General features: G+C 62.5%; 17 protein-coding genes. 5 read left to right on the top strand and 12 right to left on the bottom strand.

Features of this window, described 5'->3' with window-relative positions; translation table 11 throughout:
• Positions 1-252 precede the first annotated feature (252 nt).
• Positions 253-1170, top strand: coding sequence for a DMT family transporter (locus ACEOAC_RS05060; RefSeq protein WP_241813581.1), 918 nt, complete (start codon positions 253-255; stop codon positions 1168-1170).
• Between the two features lie 40 nt (positions 1171-1210).
• Complete coding sequence (locus ACEOAC_RS05055) at positions 1211-2068, top strand: sulfurtransferase (RefSeq protein WP_413443369.1); 858 nt, start codon at positions 1211-1213, stop codon at positions 2066-2068.
• A 62-nt stretch (positions 2069-2130) separates the two neighbouring features.
• Here the strand turns inward: ACEOAC_RS05055 and ACEOAC_RS05050 are convergent, their stop codons facing one another.
• The 6 genes from ACEOAC_RS05050 to ACEOAC_RS05025 all read right to left on the bottom strand — a co-directional run bounded on the left by ACEOAC_RS05050 (position 2131) and on the right by ACEOAC_RS05025 (position 9927).
• On the bottom strand, positions 2131-3042 hold the full coding sequence (locus ACEOAC_RS05050; protein ID WP_006461980.1) for a LysR family transcriptional regulator: 912 nt from the start codon (positions 3040-3042) through the stop codon (positions 2131-2133).
• Positions 3043-3347: 305 nt separating this feature from the next.
• Entirely contained in the window at positions 3348-4220 is an 873-nt protein-coding gene (locus ACEOAC_RS05045) for a ZIP family metal transporter (protein ID WP_413443368.1), read from the bottom strand.
• Positions 4183-6429, bottom strand: coding sequence for a chemotaxis protein CheA (locus tag ACEOAC_RS05040; RefSeq protein WP_413443367.1), 2247 nt, complete (start codon positions 6427-6429; stop codon positions 4183-4185). The genes ACEOAC_RS05045 and ACEOAC_RS05040 overlap by 38 nt, the downstream gene beginning before the upstream one ends.
• A gap of 16 nt (positions 6430-6445) precedes the next feature.
• Entirely contained in the window at positions 6446-8650 is a 2205-nt protein-coding gene (locus ACEOAC_RS05035; protein ID WP_413443366.1) for a methyl-accepting chemotaxis protein, read from the bottom strand.
• A 96-nt stretch (positions 8651-8746) separates the two neighbouring features.
• Entirely contained in the window at positions 8747-9331 is a 585-nt protein-coding gene (locus ACEOAC_RS05030) for a chemotaxis protein CheW (protein WP_413443365.1), read from the bottom strand.
• Positions 9332-9774: 443 nt separating this feature from the next.
• Positions 9775-9927 carry a rubredoxin gene (locus ACEOAC_RS05025; protein WP_006461975.1) on the bottom strand — a complete coding sequence of 51 codons (153 nt, stop codon included), beginning with the start codon at positions 9925-9927 and terminating at the stop codon, positions 9775-9777.
• A gap of 98 nt (positions 9928-10025) precedes the next feature.
• On the opposite strand from ACEOAC_RS05025, the gene thiD reads away from it, so the two are divergent.
• Together thiD and hemL are read left to right on the top strand one after the other, a co-directional pair.
• Complete coding sequence (gene thiD / locus ACEOAC_RS05020; RefSeq protein WP_413443364.1) at positions 10026-10865, top strand: bifunctional hydroxymethylpyrimidine kinase/phosphomethylpyrimidine kinase; 840 nt, start codon at positions 10026-10028, stop codon at positions 10863-10865.
• Between the two features lie 32 nt (positions 10866-10897).
• Positions 10898-12181: a glutamate-1-semialdehyde 2,1-aminomutase gene (hemL, locus tag ACEOAC_RS05015; protein WP_077234787.1), complete on the top strand. Its 1284-nt coding sequence runs from the start codon at positions 10898-10900 to the stop codon at positions 12179-12181.
• 129 nt (positions 12182-12310) lie between these two features.
• Here hemL and erpA read toward each other — a convergent pair whose 3' ends face one another.
• The 6 genes from erpA to rplM form a co-directional block, all read right to left on the bottom strand.
• Complete coding sequence (gene erpA, locus ACEOAC_RS05010; protein WP_006461972.1) at positions 12311-12676, bottom strand: iron-sulfur cluster insertion protein ErpA; 366 nt, start codon at positions 12674-12676, stop codon at positions 12311-12313.
• Between the two features lie 73 nt (positions 12677-12749).
• Positions 12750-13145, bottom strand: coding sequence for a bactofilin family protein (locus ACEOAC_RS05005; protein WP_006461971.1), 396 nt, complete (start codon positions 13143-13145; stop codon positions 12750-12752).
• Positions 13146-13154: 9 nt separating this feature from the next.
• Positions 13155-13859, bottom strand: a complete 705-nt coding sequence (locus ACEOAC_RS05000) for a DUF6776 family protein (RefSeq protein ID WP_006461970.1) — start codon at positions 13857-13859, stop codon at positions 13155-13157.
• A gap of 23 nt (positions 13860-13882) precedes the next feature.
• Positions 13883-14920 carry an N-acetyl-gamma-glutamyl-phosphate reductase gene (gene argC / locus ACEOAC_RS04995; protein ID WP_006461969.1) on the bottom strand — a complete coding sequence of 346 codons (1038 nt, stop codon included), beginning with the start codon at positions 14918-14920 and terminating at the stop codon, positions 13883-13885.
• A 288-nt stretch (positions 14921-15208) separates the two neighbouring features.
• Complete coding sequence (gene rpsI / locus ACEOAC_RS04990) at positions 15209-15601, bottom strand: 30S ribosomal protein S9 (protein WP_006461968.1); 393 nt, start codon at positions 15599-15601, stop codon at positions 15209-15211.
• 9 nt (positions 15602-15610) lie between these two features.
• Positions 15611-16039 carry a 50S ribosomal protein L13 gene (gene rplM / locus ACEOAC_RS04985; RefSeq protein WP_006461967.1) on the bottom strand — a complete coding sequence of 143 codons (429 nt, stop codon included), beginning with the start codon at positions 16037-16039 and terminating at the stop codon, positions 15611-15613.
• Here rplM and ACEOAC_RS04980 point away from each other — a divergent pair.
• Positions 16038-16463 (top strand): hypothetical protein, encoded by a 426-nt coding sequence (locus ACEOAC_RS04980; RefSeq protein ID WP_413443363.1) that lies wholly within the window; start codon positions 16038-16040, stop codon positions 16461-16463. The genes rplM and ACEOAC_RS04980 overlap by 2 nt on opposite strands.
• Positions 16464-16553 lie beyond the last annotated feature (90 nt).

Genomic DNA, 16553 nt, shown 5'->3' with positions numbered 1-16553 from the left:
GCAGGGGGAAAGCAGATGCAAGCGAAGCGGCAAGCACACGATGGACGCAGTCTGCGCCGTCATTGTCGCCAGCTCTCAGGCACCAGCATCTGCAGCAGTATCCCCCTCTCCCGCATGACGACGGTCATCGGCACCAGCACAACGGCAGCCCCGGTTCATTCCGGGGCTGCCGTTTTTGTTGCTGGCCGTCGTTGTGCGCCTGTTCCTGTTTCAGTCACTCCCCTCCACTTCTCCTACTGATCCGTCACCGTCATGCAATCGCTCTGGATGCTCGTCGCTTCATTCCTCTTTGCCATCATGGGCGTGTGCGTCAAGCTCGCCAGCAACTACTACTCGACCTCCGAGATCGTGCTCTGTCGCGGACTGATCGGGGTGATCTTCATCTTCGGCCTGATCCGCCTGCGCGGCGGCACCCTGCGCACGCCCTTCCCGCGCGACCACCTGATCCGTGGCGGCATCGGCGTGATCTCGCTGTGGATGTGGTTCTATTCCTTCAGCCTGTTACCGATTGCGACAGCTACCACGCTGAACTACATGTCCTCCATCTGGATCGCGGTGATGCTGTTCGTGGCCGGCTGGTGGCAGGGCAACAAGAAGTTCGAATGGGGTCTGGCCGGCACGGTCGCGCTGAGCTTCGTCGGTGTGGCGCTGCTGATGCGCCCTTCCCTGAATGCCGACCAGTTGCTGGGCGGCGCCATTTCGCTGGCCTCGGGGGTGCTCTCGGCGCTGGTCTATCTGCAGGTACGCAAGCTTGGGCTGCTGGGGGAACCGGAGTACCGCGTGGTGTTCTACTTCTCTGCCACGGGCGTGCTGGCGGGACTGGTCGGCAGCGTGGTCACCGGTCGTGTGCCGCTATGGCACAGCCATTCCGGTACCGGCGTACTGCTGGTGGTCATGATAGGCTTGACGGCCACGCTGGCGCAGATCGCCATGACACGTGCCTACCGCCTCGGCAATACGCTGGTGACCGCCAACCTGCAGTACACGGGCATCGTGTTTTCCAGCCTGTTCGGCGTACTGATCTGGAACGATTCGCCGGGCTGGATGGGCTGGGTCGGCATGGTCATCATTCTGGCCAGCGGCATGCTGGCGACCTATCGCAACCAGCGCAAGAACCAGACCGCCGCCAAGAACGTGCCCAAGGTGGACCCGATCGCGACCGAGGTGTAAGCATCGCCACATCCACCGCCTACGATTAAAGGAGAAAGCCATGACCTACCAAACCCTCATCAGCGCCAGCGACCTGAAGGCGCGTGCGCAATACCTGAACCTGGTGCTCGTCGATTGCCGCCATGACCTCGCCAATCCGGATTTCGGCCGCCAGGCCTACGCCGCCGGTCACCTCCCGGAGGCCCGCTTCGCGCATCTGGATGAGCTGCTGTCCGGTCCCAAGACCGATGCGACAGGCCGCTTCCATGGTCGCCATCCGCTGCCGGATCGCCAGCAGTTCGTGCAGGCCATGCGTGATCTGGGCATCAACAACGATACGCAAGTGGTGGCCTATGACGCACACGGCGGCATGTTCGCCGCACGCCTCTGGTGGCTGCTGCGCTGGATCGGTCACGGCGACGTAGCGGTACTCGATGGCGGCATGGCCGCGTGGCAGGCGCTGGGTGAGAACCTCAGCACCGAAGTGCCGCCGCCGGCTGCGGCGGGCAATATTCAGGACCTGTCGTCGCTGGTGCCGACGGTGGATGCCCAGGCGCTGCTGGAGAACCTGCGCAAACCGTCATTGCAGGTGGTGGACGCGCGCGCGCCGGACCGCTTCCGTGGCGAGAACGAAACGCTGGACGCCGTCGGCGGACACATCCCGGGCGCGAAGAACCGCTTCTTCAAGGACAACCTGCAAGCCGATGGCCACTTCAAGAGCGCGACGCAATTGCGCGAAGAGTGGCTGGCGGTGATCGGCGATCCGCAGGCCGCGGTCATGCAGTGCGGCTCGGGCGTCACCGCCTGCCACAACCTGCTGGCGCTGGAGGTAGCTGGCCTTTCGGGAGCGAGCCTCTATCCCGGCTCGTGGAGCGAATGGAGCTCCGATCCTCAGCGACCGGTCGCGACCGGCAACTGATTCCCACCCGGCCGCTCAGGCCGGGTCCGGGGCTGCCAGTCCGGCCTGTCCGGCCAGGCCCACTATCCCCCCAGTCCCGTCTGCTGCAGACGGGACATGAAGGTCTCCACGAATTGCTGCACCATCACCGGCGCATCGCGTCGGCGCAGCAAGGCGACTTCCGAGTGAAAATCGGCATCCTTGAGGGCCGGGAAACTGACCCCGGCCGACAAGGAAATGCTGGCCATACTCTGTGGTACCACAGCGATGCCGAAGCCGGCATTGACCAGACTGAGCAGGGAATTCTTGCGCGAGGTTGCCCGTGCCACGCGGGGATAGAAGCCATGCGCGATGCAGCGCTCAGCCACCAGGTAGCTCAGTCCCCCACGGTCCCGATGCGGGACGGTGACGAAGAATTCATCCCGCAATTCTGCAATCTCTACTTCGGCGCGCTGCGCCAGCCGATGTCCGGCCGGCACCGCTGCCACCAGGCGCTCGCGGTACAGCACGGTACTCTCCAGATCGGGATTGGCGCGCAAGATGGGCAACCGTGCCAGTCCGATATCGGCACTGCCTTCGACGATCTCGCGGGCCTGGTATTCGGACGGGGTCTGGGAAATTTCCAGCGAAATCCCGGGGAAATCCTTCAGCACATCATTGAGCGTGGGCCCCAGGGGCGCGGTCAAGGGTACCGAACTGGAATGCAGCAGGCGCAGTGCGCCATGCTCGCCCTTGCCGATGGTGCGGGCCTGGGCCACGGCGCGATCCAGATCGAGCAGTATCCTGCGACTACGTGCATAGAAGTCCTGGCCGGCCTGGGTCAGTTCGAAGGCCTTGGCATCGCGCTTGAGCAGGACCACGTCGAGGTCGGCTTCCAGTTCCTTGATCTGCCGGCTCAGGGCCGATTGCGCGATGAACAGGCGCTCGGAAGCCCGGGTATAGCCTCGCGCCTCGACGATCTCGACGAAGTAGCGCAACTGCCGGATGGAAATCATCTGCCCTCTCCTCCCTCTACGGTCGGCCATATCAAATTGAGATGGCACGCCGGCTGATTTGATATTGGCGCTGTGCGCGTCATCCACCTACATTGAAGCCATCCTCTGTTTCCGGCAAGGCGTCCCCAGTCAGGTGCCGCCAGCCGGGCGCACCACTGCCATGAAAGGATGGATCATGCTCGAAGACCTGCTGTTGTTCGTCGGCCTGCTGGGACTGGTCTGCAGCATCGGCCTGCGCTGGGTGCTACGCAGCCGGGGCGATCATGGCGAGGATCATCTCCACCACGGCCAGGCACCGGATGTGCTCAGTGACCGTGCGCGTGGCGCGTCAGTGCCAGCACGATCAGTACCCCGGCGGCAATCAGGATCACCTGCGGAATGGTCTCGCGCAACGTGGCGCGGCGCTGCATCTGCGGCATCAGGTCGGAAACGGCGATGTAGATGAAGCCCGACGAAGCGAACACCAGCACGAAGGGAATCCACTCCATCCCCCGCTCCAGCATGAAATAGCCCAGCGTGCCACCGGCCACTGCCATGAGGCTGCAGATGAGGTTGTACACATAGGCGCGGGTACGCGAGAAACCGGCATTGAGCAGCACGATGAAGTCGCCGATCTCTTGCGGAATCTCATGAGCGATGATGGCCAGCCCGGTCACCAGGCCCAGGTGCGGATCGGCCAGGAAAGCGGCGGCAATGAGGATGCCGTCGGTGAAATTGTGCAGGCCGTCGCCCACCAGGATCATCCAGCCGGCCTTGCCGGCTTCCTTCTTGTCATGGCCGTGGTGGTGACCGTGTCCGTCATCCTCGTGATGGTGCGAGTGGCGCAGGATGGCGGTCTTTTCCAGCAGGAAGAAGGCCAGCAGGCCACCCAGCAGCACCGCGAAGAGGGTATGCGGTTCGGCCCGGGATTCAAAGGCTTCGGGCAGTGCGTGCAACAGCGAGGTCGAGAGCATGATGCCCACCGACAGGCTGACCAGACGCTCCACCATCTTCGACAGCAAGGCAAACGAGAACACCGCGGCAGCGGTGATGCTGACCACGCCGGCCAGGGTGGTGGCCAGGAGAATGGAAACGAGTGTGGAGTCGATGACGGGCCTCGGGCGAAGTGCAAGGGCGCGCCGGCAGGCCGCCCAAAGCCCGTTATTGTACGCCCGGCGTGACCACGCTGCTATCGGCATGGCGCGAGCCGGCCAGCAGCAACGGGTTGAGGATCAGGACGATCTGCCCATCCCCCAGCACGGTGGCGCCCACCAGGCCGGCCAGGGTCGCCAGTTGCGGGCCGACTGGTTTGACGACCACCTCACGATTGCCGTTGACGTGATCGGCCATGATCACCATCAGTTCGTCGCCGCTCTTGATCAGTAGCGCAAAGGCGGATTCGGTATCGGCCTGATCGGCGGCCTCGGCCTCGCCTTCAAGGTCGGCATCTTGCTCCGGCTCCAGTTGTTCCCGCAGCAGGTGATGCAGCGGATACAAGGCCAGGCGCCGTCCATTGACCTCCAGCACACGCTGCTCCAGGGCCTGGCGCGCCTGTTCGCTGCGCAGTTGCAATACGCTGTCGATCAGGGTGGAGGGAATGGCGTACTGCTGCCGGCCCTGCTGCAGCAGGCAGACCTGCTGCACCGCCAGCGACAGCGGCAGATAGAGGGTAAACAGCACGCCCTGCCCGGGTCGCGAATGCACGGTCATGCGTCCGCCCAGGGCCGCTACTTCAGCCCGCGCCACATCCATGCCGATGCCACGCCCGGCCAGCGCCGACACCTGCGTCGAGGTGGTGAAACCAGGCTCGAAGATCAGCTCGGCCAGCCCGGCTTCGCTAGCGTCCTGGGCAGCCTGTAGGCCACGCTGGCGGGCCTTGCCACGAATGGCGACCAGGTCCAGGCCACGCCCGTCGTCGCTCACGCGGATGACGGCTTCGTTGCCTTCATGACCGGCCTGCACGCGCAGTTGACCGGAAGGCGGCTTGCCGGCCGCGCGGCGGGCAGTGGTGTCCTCGATGCCGTGGACGGCGCAATTGCGCAGCAGGTGCTCCAGCGGGCCCATCAGGCGCTCCAGGATGGCGCGGTCGATCTGCAACCGGCAGTCGGACAGGTCCAGCACCAGCGGCTTGCCGGTCTCGGCGGCCAGCTGGCGTGCCAGATGCTGCAGACGGGACTCCATGCTGTTGAATTTGATCATGCGCGCGTGCATCAGGTCCTGCTGCAGTTCGCGGGCATAGCGTCCCTGCTGGCGCAGACCTTCGCAGGCGCGGCCGACGCCATCGTGCAGATGCTTTTGCTGCCGCCATGCCTGCGCCAGCACGGCATCCATGGCATGGGTCGCAGCCTGCAGCTCGTGCGCTACGACCGGACCGGCGCCAGTGTGCCGCTGCAATTGCCTGACCTGATCGGCCAGGGTGCGCAATTGATCGCCCAGTATGCGCACATCGTCCTGCAGGGCCGCCACTTCATTGTCCAGCCGGGCGCGCATGATCGAGACTTCGCCAACCTGATTGAGCAAGCGGTCCAGCACAGTGGTACGGATGCGCAGCAGGGGCGCCGCCCGGAAATGAGGCGGCAGGAGGGACTGCAGGCCGCCAGATCGGCTTGCGGCCGGGACCGATGCGGCAGCCTGCTCCAGGGTGCTGAAGTGCTCCATGGTCTGGTCGTAGAGCGCCAGCAGCGCGGTCAATACGTCGGCATTCTGGGCTACCTCGCCGGTCTGCAGGCGCTGCAGCGCGCTCTCCATCTCGTGCACGCACTGGCTCAACCGCATCGCGCCGACCATGCGGGCGCTGCCTTTAAGGGTATGCAGCGGACGCGCCAGTTCGGCCAGCAGGTCCGTGTCGGCAGGGGTATGCCTGTAGCCAGGGGGTAGCGCCAGCATGGTCTCACCGATGCTGGCCATGAGTTCCTGCGCCTCCTCCAGAAAGACGGGCAGCAGACCGGGATCGATCACGTCGTGCGGCGTCATGACGTTGCCCATGATCGGTCGGGGCGCTTCGCTGCCCGGAAGAGTAAGCACTGCTGGCGAACCTGGGCTTTCCAGCAGGCGCGCCAGCTGGTCCAGACCTTGTTCGATCTGAAGCAATCTGGGCGGGCTCAATGGCGAATCGGGTGTGTGCTGTTCCAGCAGCATGATGAGCTGACTGGCGATATCGGCCAGATGCACAGCGCCGACGCTGCGTGCACAGTCGCGCAAGGTCAGCAGGGTCCGGCGATACAAGGGCGGCACGGCACCGGCATGCCCTTTGCCGAGACAACTGCGCCAGACGCCATCCTGCTGTCGGACGATCGTCAGCAGCGGCAGCAGGGTCTGGCGCAGCGAGGCGTTGATGCGTCCGGATGCCGGACCCAGGGAATCTTCGCCCGCAGAGAGCGCGGCGGCGGATGCGGAATCGAGTTGCATGAGGACCGTGCCCCGCTCAGGAGACAGTCACGCGGAAGCGCGAGACCGAGTTTTCCAGCTTGCGGGCGGCGTCCCACAATTCTTCGTACAGGGTGGAAACCTGTTCGCGGCTTTGTTCGATGACATCGTTCTCGGTCAGGATGCCCTGGATCTGCTGGGCCACGCCATTGGCCGAGACCGCCTGCTCCCGGGTGGCCGCGGCCATGCCCTGGATCAGGTCCGCCAGCTTCTTGGAAACGCTGCGGATGTCGGCCAGGGCGCTACCGGCAGCGTCGGACAGCACCGCACCTTCGGTGACGCCGGTGGTGGATTTTTCCATGGCCACCACCACGTCGCGGGTATCGGCCTGGATCATGCGCACCAGCGAGCCGATCTCGCGCGTGGCGGCACTGGAACGTTCAGCCAGATGTTGCACCTCTTCGGCGACCACAGAGAAGCCGCGCCCGGCTTCGCCGGCCGAAGCCGCCTGGATGGCAGCATTCAGCGCCAACACATTGGTGCGCTCGGTGATGTCGGAAATCAAATCGGTGATTTCACCGATCATCTGGGAAGAGGCACCCAGGCGGGCGATGCGGTCGGAGGTCTCGCTGATCTGCTCGCGGATGCCATCCATGGCCTTGACCGCGTCTTCCACCGCGCGCGCACCGCGCTCGGCCACCACCACCGCATGCCGGGCCACATCGGCCGATTCATCGGCCGACAGCGAGATGCCGGCGATCTGCCTGGACATCTCCAGCATGGCATGGGCAATGCGCTGGATACGACGCGCCTGGGCGCGGGCGGCCTCGCCCAGTTCGGTCGTGGTGCCACGCACCTGCTCGGAACTGAGCGCCACCTTGGCGGCCATCTGGGTGACCTGTTCCACCAGGCCACGCAGGGCTTCCACGGTGTAGTTGACGGAGTCGGCGATGGCTCCGGTGACGTCGTCGGAGACGGTGGTGTGTACCGTCAGATCGCCGTCGGCGACCTTTTGCAGTTCGGTCATCAGTCGCAGGATGGCGGCCTGGGTCAGGTGGTTGGCGCGCATGGCCTTTTCTTCCTCCTGCTGGGCCAGCTGGCGCTGCAACTCGGCTTCCTGGCGCCGGGCCTCGGCGGCGGCGGCATTGTTGCGGCTGCTCTGCAGCTGTACCAGGGCGATGCCCACGGCGCTGAGCAAGGCAGCGATCATCGCCGCCAGGATCGCCCAGAAGGTCCAGGACCTCGCCTTCAAGGCGTTGCGGTAGGCATCCTGCAGCTCGGTGAGGTGGCGCTTGAGGGTCTCGTTCTCGACGAAGACCAGTTGCTCGGAACGCTTGGCAGCGATGAAATTCTGCAGGTTGCCGAGGATGCCGGCGATCTCCGGCTGGTAGTCGGCAAATACCCTGGCCAGTTCCTGCAGCTTCTCGCGCAGGTCGGGGTCGGTGGCCGGCCGCAGGCGCAGCATTTCACTGCCTTCCAGCAGACTCTTCAACAGATCGCCAAAGGCCGTGATGTCCTTGCCCAGCATGAAGGCGGTTTCAGGATTGACGCCGTCGGAGGTGAGAAATTCATTGGAACTGCGACCCAGGCGCAGCGTCAGCATGACCAGCTGGCTGGCGGCGTTCATCTCGCGGGTGGTAGGCCGTCCTTCCGATTGCAGCATGGCGATCTGCTCGCTCAGGTCCAGCATCACCGGAAGCAGCTGGTTGAGGTGCTTGAGAGTGGTACCGAATCCGGTGAGCTCCTTTTCCATGCCCAGGATGGTATCGGCGGCCTGATCAGTACGTCGCCACATGCGCGCCACGTTTTCCAGTGCAGGCTTCATGCGGGCCTCGGGCAGGCCGATGGTCTGGCCCTGGAAGCTGCCGCCGCTGCTCAGCAGCAGCAGATCACGATTGAACTCGGTGCGACTCTGCGCCAACTGGATGAAGGCCTGCGGATTACCCTGGATGGCATTGGGTACGGCTTTGCCGATGCGCTGGGAATGCATCACCAGGTCGGATGCGAGGTTGGTCTGCAGGGTAGCCAGCACGTACAGTCGCGCGCCCAGCCACATGAACAGAAATAAGGCTGTCAGCGACAAGGCCAGCACGCCCAGCAACATGCGCGTCTGCGTGCGCAAGGTATAGCGGTGCAGATAAGGCAGGCGAAGGCCGACAGCTGCTGTGCCGACGGCGATGCCCGGATCGGCCCGACTTGCAGTTTCGGACGCGATCGCAACCGGCGCGGCTTTATTCGACAGATACGGCAAGGTCGGTTCCATGACCGGTGTTCCTACCCCTATTGTGTGGGTCTTGTGATGATGCGGTGGTAATTGAAGGCCGGCGTGGCCGGCCCACGGTCTTCTCGGGAGGGCGGTCTACCGCCCTACCTCCAGGAAACTGCTGTCCTGACTCATTTGCACCAGGTCCAGCTCGTCCCATTGTTGGCCGCTGCTGTCTTTATAACGTTGGTTTGCACCAAGAATACGAATTCCTTCATCGTCATTTTTCGAGATTCTCACCATTTCTGATATGTCTCTCAGCCCCAGGACGGCCGATACCAGCAAGCCGCACTGTGGCGCCACCCCCGGAGCCAGTAACAAGGCATGACTGGCTGTGCCGACCCGCTGTAACGGCGCTCCTGCCAACCCCATCAGGTCGGCCAGACCGATCAGGTTGCCGCGAATGTTGAGCAGACCGCGAAACCAGGGCCGTGTGGCCGGCACCGGGGTGATGGCATGCCCGACCAAGGGGACGATTTCACCGGCCTGGGTCAGCGGCACCAGGCAGCGGTGGCCCTCCATGGCCACCGCCAGTCGCCGCGTATGCAGACTTTCGTGGTTGGAGGCAGCCATGCGAGAGAGCAGCGAGGCCTGGAACTGCTCCAGTCCCTCGCGACCCCACCGATCCTGCGGCGGACACGCGTGTTGTGCGTCGATGACGAAATCCTTGGTGTGTGGCATACCAGCCTCTCGGAGCGATAGGAGAAATGCACCGTGCATCGGATGCGTGCCGATGCCACCGGATGGCCTGAGCCGACCGCCGTTGGCGGCTGGCCCAAGGTGCAAGCCTTTTTGGGGAGTGCCTGGTGCAAACGGCGCGGGCGTCTGGGCGCCCATCATCCGGTAAGCGGGGCAGTGCTGGTACAGGGCTCGATTTTACCTAGAAAATCCCGAAGAATTTCCATGCAGCAAACTTATTCGACCAGACAGCACAACAAAGTGATGGAAAAAAGCCACGGATAGGGAATTTGACCTATATCAAATCCCGCATGGCAAGAAAAAGTGGGGAGGAGGCGTCCCTGCGATAGGCGGGGACGCTCTGGAGGACATACTATCCGGCTATCTGGGGCATCAAAGGCGGATGGGTGCAGCTCGGCGCCGCGGGGTGCGGCCAGGTGCTGCAATCAGATTGCGACCATCTCGAAATCTTCCTTGCGGGCGCCACATTCCGGGCAGGTCCAGTTGATGGGCACATCGTCCCAGCGGGTGCCGGGGGCGATGCCTTCTTCCGGCAGGCCTGCTTCTTCGTCGTAGATCCAACCACAGATCAGGCACATCCAGGTTTTGAATTCGGTTTGGCTGCTATTCGTCACGGCTGACTATCCCTAAAATCAATCAAGTAAAATGCTAAGTCAGCTATCTTAATCTACTCGACGTGCAAAACCAAACTCCCCCCCTCATCCTGAGCTTCGGCGCTGCCGATCCGGTCGGCGCCACTGGCGTCCAGGCGGATCTCGCCACCTACGCCGCCATGGGTTGCCACGGTTTGTCCGTCGTGACGGCCTTGCTGATCGGCGACACCGCCCGTGTCGAAGACGTGCAGGTGGTCGATGTCGACTGGGTCGCCGACCAGGCTCGCGTGATCCTGGAAGACATGGCCGTAGCGGCCTTCAAGGTCGGTGCGCTGGGCAGCATCGAGAATATCTCGGTGATCGCCGAAATCGTCTCCGATTATCCCGACGTGCCGCTGATCCTGGACCCGTTCATCAGCGCCCTGGCCAACCAGGAAGACGAGGACGACCGCCTCATTGCCATCCGCGAACTGCTGATCCCGCAAGCTACCGTGATGGTCGCATCGGCCGGCGAGCTGACCCGGCTGGCCGAGACCTGGCGCGAGCCGGTGACCGGCGATGCACTGATGCTGGACGCCATGCGCATCATTGAGATGGGTTGCGAGTACCTGCTGGTGACCAATACCCAGACCGATCTGCAGGAGGTGGCCAACTCCCTCTTCGATGAATCCGGTCTGGTGCGCCAGGACGTCTGGCCGCGCCTGCCGGGCTCGTTCGTCGGCGCCGGCACAACCCTGTCGGCAGCACTGACGGCGATGCTGGCCAATGGCCTGGAGGTGCCATTGGCAGCCTCCGAGGCGCAGGAATTCACACTGGCCGCACTGGCCAATGCCCAGCGCATCGGCATGGGCAAACTGATGCCGGACCGTTATTTCTGGGCGCGCGAATCTGAAGATCCGGACGCGCCTCCCTCCATCAACTGAACTGATCCCTGGATTTCATCCTTCGCACGCTCATGACCAAGACCAATGCCTCGCTCTTCGCCCGCGCCCAACAAAGCACGCCGGGCGGCGTCAATTCCCCGGTACGCGCCTTCCGCTCGGTAGGCGGCACCCCGCGCTTCATCGAACGGGCCGAGGGGCCGTGGTTCTGGGACGCCGAAGGCAAGCGCTACATCGACTACATCGGCTCCTGGGGACCTGCCATCGTCGGCCACGCCCATCCGGAAGTGGTCAAGGCAGTACAGCAGGCGGCCGCGCGCGGACTGTCCTTCGGTGCACCCACCGAGGCCGAAATCGAGATGGCCGAGGAAATCATCAAGCTGGTCCCATCCATCGAACAGATCCGCCTGGTGTCCTCCGGCACCGAGGCGACCATGAGTGCGCTGCGCCTGGCCCGCGGTGCGACCGGGCGCGACAAGATCATCAAGTTCGAAGGCTGCTACCACGGGCATGCCGATTCGCTGCTGGTAAAGGCAGGCAGCGGCCTGCTGACCTTCGGCAATCCGACCTCGGCCGGGGTGCCGGAAGATTTCGCCAAGCACACGCTGGTGCTGGACTACAACAACGCGGCCCAGTTGGAAGAGGCCTTCAAGGCGTCCGGCAACGACATCGCCTGCGTGATCGTGGAGCCGGTGGCCGGCAACATGAATCTGGTGCGTGCCAGCGATGAATTCCTCCAGACCATGCGCCGCCTGTGCACGCAATATGGTGCCATCCTGATCTTCGACGAGGTGATGTCGGGCTTCCGCGTGGCACGCGGTGGCGCCCAGGAGTTGAACGGTATCGTTCCCGACCTGACCGCACTGGGCAAGGTCATTGGCGGTGGTCTGCCGGTTGCGGCCTTCGGCGGTCGCGCTGAGGTGATGAAACACCTGGCGCCGCTGGGCGGCGTCTACCAGGCCGGCACATTGTCAGGCAATCCGGTGACGGTGGCTGCAGGGATGGCGACGCTGAAGATCATCCAGCAGCCGGACTTCTACAAGCACCTGACCATCCAGACCCGCAAGCTCGCTGACGGCCTGGTGGCAGCGGCCGGCGCGGCCGGGGTGACGTTCTCGGCGGACGCTGTGGGCGGCATGTTTGGCCTGTACTTCGATGCGAAGGTGCCGGCCAGCTATGCCGAGGTGATGCAGGGTGACAAGGAGCGCTTCAACCGCTTCTTCCACAAGATGCTGGACGCCGGCATCTACTTCGCGCCCTCGGCATTCGAAGCCGGCTTCGTCTCGGCACAACACAGCGATGCCATCATCGAGGAAACCATCGCTGCGGCCGCCAAGGCCTTTGCAGAGTTGGGTTGAGCCGGGATGCTGGAGCAATGACAGACGGATAGCCCGTCGCGCGATTGGCGAAAGAGGCAATGAAAAAAAGGACGCCGCGGCGTCCTTTTTTTGAGCCCCTCGACCTGAGGTCGGGGGAACTTGCGGCGCTTAGACCGAGAACGACGAGCCGCAACCGCACGTGGTCGTGGCATTCGGGTTCTTGATGACAAATTGCGCGCCTTCCAGGTCGTCCTTGTAGTCGATCTCAGCGCCGACCAGATACTGGTAGCTCATCGAATCGATCAACAGCTGGACGCCGTTCTTGCTCATCGTGGTGTCGTCTTCGTTGACGATTTCATCGAAGGTGAAACCGTACTGGAAACCCGAGCAACCGCCACCCTGCACGAAAACGCGCAGCTTCAGGTCGGGGTTGCCTTCTTCTTCGATCAGCTGGGCCACCTTGGCGGCGGCGCTGTCGCTGAAGTTGATCGGGGCGGGGATATCGGTGTGTTGCAGTTCGGCTACGGCATTCATTTCGGGCTCCTGCTGGGCTTGAGGCGGATCAATACACTAGATCGATAAAGCCATTATAAGCGCTTGCGGATTTTCATGCTTCCGACGATGCAGCCAGCTTGAGCACCGGGGTATCCACGGCCTGGTCATGGCTGAGCTTGCCGGAAACCAGCGCGCCGCCGTGCATCTCCAGCGCCTTGTAGAAGACATTGCCGGTAATGCGAGCCTTGGGTTGCAGCTCCAGCAGTTCGGAGGAATGCACGTCGCCCACGATCTCGCCATTGACGATCAGATGCGCCGCGCGTACCTCGCCGACCACCTTGGCATGCTCGGAGATCACCAGCACGCTGGGCTCGCCGCTCTCGGCATTGATGTTGCCGTTGATATTGCCATCGATGCGCAGGCCGCCCCTGAAACCCACATCGCCCTTGATGGTGGTGGACATGCCGATCAGGCTGTCGATCGTGCTTTTGGTTTTGCGTGTAAACATGGAATCACCTCACAGATCTACCGACTGCTGGGCACGAACCTGGCCGCGGTCGAGAACACGAACGGCAACCGATTTGACGGTGGCCCCCTCGGGGATAGTCAGCAAGCCTTCGACCCGCTGGTAATACTTGAATGCGAGTCGGTAGCGCGCCTGGTCGGCGGCATTGCCTTCAGGAAAATTGAGTGTAGCATTTTTGCCGCCCTGCACAATATTGACACTAAGCTGTAGGTTTCCTGCAAACTGTTGCGTTCCCCCACCACCTTGCATCACCAGTACGCGGTAGCGCAGCTGGGTCGGCGCCGCCTGCTCGGCCTTGAAGCGCTGGATCGTGATGCCAGGTGCGCCCAGATTGGTCGGCAACAGACTGTCGAAGAAGGCCAGGTCTTCCTTCTGGCGGTTGTTTTCCGCTTCCAGGTTCTTCACCTGGGTCGCCAGCGTGGCCTGCGCGGTCTGCGCAATCTTCAGTTCATTCTGCGACGCATTGGAGGCAGATTGCAAGCGCTCGTTCTCCGCAGTCAGTTTCCTGACCTGCTCGCTGAGCTGCTCGATCTGCTCACCGGCATCACCATGCAAGCCTGGCAGGTTGTTACGGCCGAGCTGGTAGGTCCAGACCGCCGCCAACGAACCCACGGCCAGCACCGCTGCCCACAGCAGGACCATCAGGGGCCATGGCAGGTGCCGCTTGATGGTCATCTTCGGCGCAGAAATCGTCATGCGCTGACGCCATAGGCGGTACTTCACGGCAGGACCGGGACCTGCTGCAGGCCAGTGGCTTCGTCCAGACCGAACATCAGGTTCATGCACTGGACTGCCTGGCCCGACGCGCCCTTGACCAGGTTGTCCTGGACCACCAGCACCACCACGGTGTCACCACCGTCCGGACGGTGCACGGCCAGGCGCAGCATGTTGGAAGCGCGCGTGGTGCGGGTTTCGGGATGCGAACCGAAGGGCAGCACGTCGACGAAAGGCTCATCCTTGTAGGCAGCCTCGAACAGCGCCTGCAGGGCGGCGTTGTCGATTTCCTTGGTCAGCCGCGCATACAGGGTGGAATGCATGCCGCGGATCATCGGTACCAGATGCGGCGTGAACAGCAGGCCGACCTTGTCGCTGGTCAGGTGCGACAGGCGCTCGATGGTTTCCGGGGAGTGACGATGACCGGACACGCCGTAGGCCTTGAAGTTGTCGGAGGCTTCCGAGAACAGCAGGCTCAGCTCGGCCTTGCGACCGGCGCCGGAGACACCGGACTTGCAGTCGGCGATCAGGTGCGAGGCATCGATCACACCCGCCTTCAACAACGGCGCGAAGCCCAGTTGCATGGTGGTCGGATAGCAGCCCGGATTGCCCACCACGCGAGCCTTGCGGATGGCTTCGCGGTTCAGTTCAGGCAGGCCGTAGGCGGCTTCCTTCAGCAGGTCGGTGCAGCTGTGCGGCAGCTTGTACCATTTCTCGAAGGCAGCCACGTCCTGCATACGGAAGTCAGCGGCCAAGTCGATCACCTTGACACCAGCAGCCACCAGTTCAGGCGCCTGGGCCATGGCCACGCCGTGCGGGGTGGCGAAGAAGACGACGTCGCAGTCGGTCAGCTTGGCCTTGTCAGGTGAAGAAAACGCCACATCCACACGGCCGCGCAGGGACGGATACATCTCGGCCACGGGCATCCCGTCTTCCTTGCGCGACGTCACTGCCTGCACCTTTGCCTGCGGGTGAGTGGCGAAAATACGCAGCAATTCGACGCCGGTATAACCGGTTCCGCCAACGATACCTACCTTGATCATGTCTGGTCCTTGCGAAAAAAGGCGAAGAAACATCGCCGTGGCGAGCGAGCGCCGGACGCGCGTGCAACACGCGCTGGAAAGCTTTTCATTTTATCAGGAGAATATTTCCCGCTGATTTCCCGTCAGGAAGTTATTTCGTGAAACAAGGACTTTTCCTGTCGGCCAGGCTCGTCGAATCACCAACGATAGGCTTCCCACTTTCACTCAAAAGCTCTGCAATGGCCGGCGAACAAAAAGCAAAAAGCCGTCGGCACGCATGCCGACGGCTTTCTGTGATGCGAGAAACGATTAACGCTTCGAGAATTGCTTTGCGCGACGTGCCTTGCGCAGACCAACCTTCTTACGTTCGACTTCACGCGCGTCACGGGTGACGAAGCCTGCGTTCGACAGAGCCGACTTCAGGCCGGCGTCGTAGTCGATCAGGGCGCGGGTGATGCCGTGGCGCACAGCGCCGGCCTGGCCGGATTCGCCGCCACCGTGGACGTTCACCTTGATGTCGAAACGTTCGACGTTGCCGGTCAGTTCCAGCGGCTGACGGATCACCATCAGGCCGGTTTCACGGGAGAAGTACTCGGCGGCGGGCTTGCCGTTGACGATGATGTTGCCCGAACCTGCCTTGATGAAAACACGCGCCACTGCACTCTTGCGACGGCCGGTTCCGTAATTGTAGTTACCGATCATGTCTGTTCCTTAGAGGGCGAGGGGTTTCGGTTGCTGCGCGGAGTGCGGATGGTTGCCATCTGCATAAACCTTCAGCTTCTTGATCATGGCGTAGCCCAGCGGACCCTTGGGCAGCATGCCCTTGACGGCCTTCTCCAGCGCACGGCCGGGGAAACGCTGTTGCATCTTCAGGAAGTTGGTTTCGTAGATGCCGCCCGGATAACCGCTGTGGCGGAAATAGGTCTTTTCAGTGGCCTTGGTGCCGGTCACGCGCAGCTTGCCTGCGTTGACGACGACGATGAAGTCACCGGTATCGACGTGCGGAGTGAATTCGGGTTTGTGCTTGCCGCGCAGTCGGAGTGCCACTTCGCTGGCAACACGTCCGAGGACCAAGTCCGTCGCGTCAATCACGAACCACTCGCGCTGAACCTCATGGGCTTTAGCGGAAAAGGTCTTCATGTTTGACTTTCTCTATCAATGTATAAACGCTCAAAGTGGCGGTTCCGGTCATGCGGGTCAGCCAATGTTGCCGGCTGTCCTTGGTGTTTCGCTTCGCGGACTCATCCTTTTATCTTCCCGAGCGCATGGGAAAGCCGGCAAGTATAGCCTTTTCAAGGACTTAGCGTCAAAAGGTTTCGGGGATTTGTGGCGCGAAGATCAGGCAGCGGCGCGATCCGGCAGGATTTCATTGCTCACCAGACAACTTCGGCCGCAACCCGCAGGAAAAAAGGACAAAAAAAACCCGGACACTGTGGTTCCGGGTTTAATCCACACCAATGAGGAGGGTGGAGGAGACATCGTTACGTGCTGCAAAACTTCCGTTGAATTCAATATAGCAAAGCGGTTTGTGCATTGCAATAACGACCGCAAAATTTATTTGTAACCGTCTGAAAGCGGCATCACTGCTGACTCCAAGGATCATCTACAACCACCCGCCGGACGGTAACTGAATAATATTTCAACAATTTTTCTG

Origin of the sequence: Herbaspirillum frisingense, from assembly GCF_047325095.1 — a bacterium.
Lineage (GTDB): Bacteria > Pseudomonadota > Gammaproteobacteria > Burkholderiales > Burkholderiaceae_D > Herbaspirillum > Herbaspirillum frisingense.
This window is presented reverse-complemented; position numbering and strand designations above follow the sequence as displayed.

Coding starts and splice junctions, on each gene's coding strand:
- ACEOAC_RS05025 (WP_006461975.1), bottom strand. CDS start 9,927: ATGTGCCTGATCTGTGGTTGGATCTACGACGAAGAAGCAGGCCTGCCG.
- ACEOAC_RS05060 (WP_241813581.1), top strand. CDS start 253: ATGCAATCGCTCTGGATGCTCGTCGCTTCATTCCTCTTTGCCATCATG.
- ACEOAC_RS05040 (WP_413443367.1), bottom strand. CDS start 6,429: ATGCAACTCGATTCCGCATCCGCCGCCGCGCTCTCTGCGGGCGAAGAT.
- argC (WP_006461969.1), bottom strand. CDS start 14,920: ATGATCAAGGTAGGTATCGTTGGCGGAACCGGTTATACCGGCGTCGAA.
- rplM (WP_006461967.1), bottom strand. CDS start 16,039: ATGAAGACCTTTTCCGCTAAAGCCCATGAGGTTCAGCGCGAGTGGTTC.
- ACEOAC_RS05045 (WP_413443368.1), bottom strand. CDS start 4,220: ATGCCGATAGCAGCGTGGTCACGCCGGGCGTACAATAACGGGCTTTGG.
- ACEOAC_RS04980 (WP_413443363.1), top strand. CDS start 16,038: ATGTTTGACTTTCTCTATCAATGTATAAACGCTCAAAGTGGCGGTTCC.
- ACEOAC_RS05030 (WP_413443365.1), bottom strand. CDS start 9,331: ATGCCACACACCAAGGATTTCGTCATCGACGCACAACACGCGTGTCCG.
- rpsI (WP_006461968.1), bottom strand. CDS start 15,601: ATGATCGGTAACTACAATTACGGAACCGGCCGTCGCAAGAGTGCAGTG.
- ACEOAC_RS05055 (WP_413443369.1), top strand. CDS start 1,211: ATGACCTACCAAACCCTCATCAGCGCCAGCGACCTGAAGGCGCGTGCG.
- ACEOAC_RS05035 (WP_413443366.1), bottom strand. CDS start 8,650: ATGGAACCGACCTTGCCGTATCTGTCGAATAAAGCCGCGCCGGTTGCG.
- ACEOAC_RS05000 (WP_006461970.1), bottom strand. CDS start 13,859: ATGACGATTTCTGCGCCGAAGATGACCATCAAGCGGCACCTGCCATGG.
- erpA (WP_006461972.1), bottom strand. CDS start 12,676: ATGAATGCCGTAGCCGAACTGCAACACACCGATATCCCCGCCCCGATC.
- ACEOAC_RS05005 (WP_006461971.1), bottom strand. CDS start 13,145: ATGTTTACACGCAAAACCAAAAGCACGATCGACAGCCTGATCGGCATG.
- hemL (WP_077234787.1), top strand. CDS start 10,898: ATGACCAAGACCAATGCCTCGCTCTTCGCCCGCGCCCAACAAAGCACG.
- ACEOAC_RS05050 (WP_006461980.1), bottom strand. CDS start 3,042: ATGATTTCCATCCGGCAGTTGCGCTACTTCGTCGAGATCGTCGAGGCG.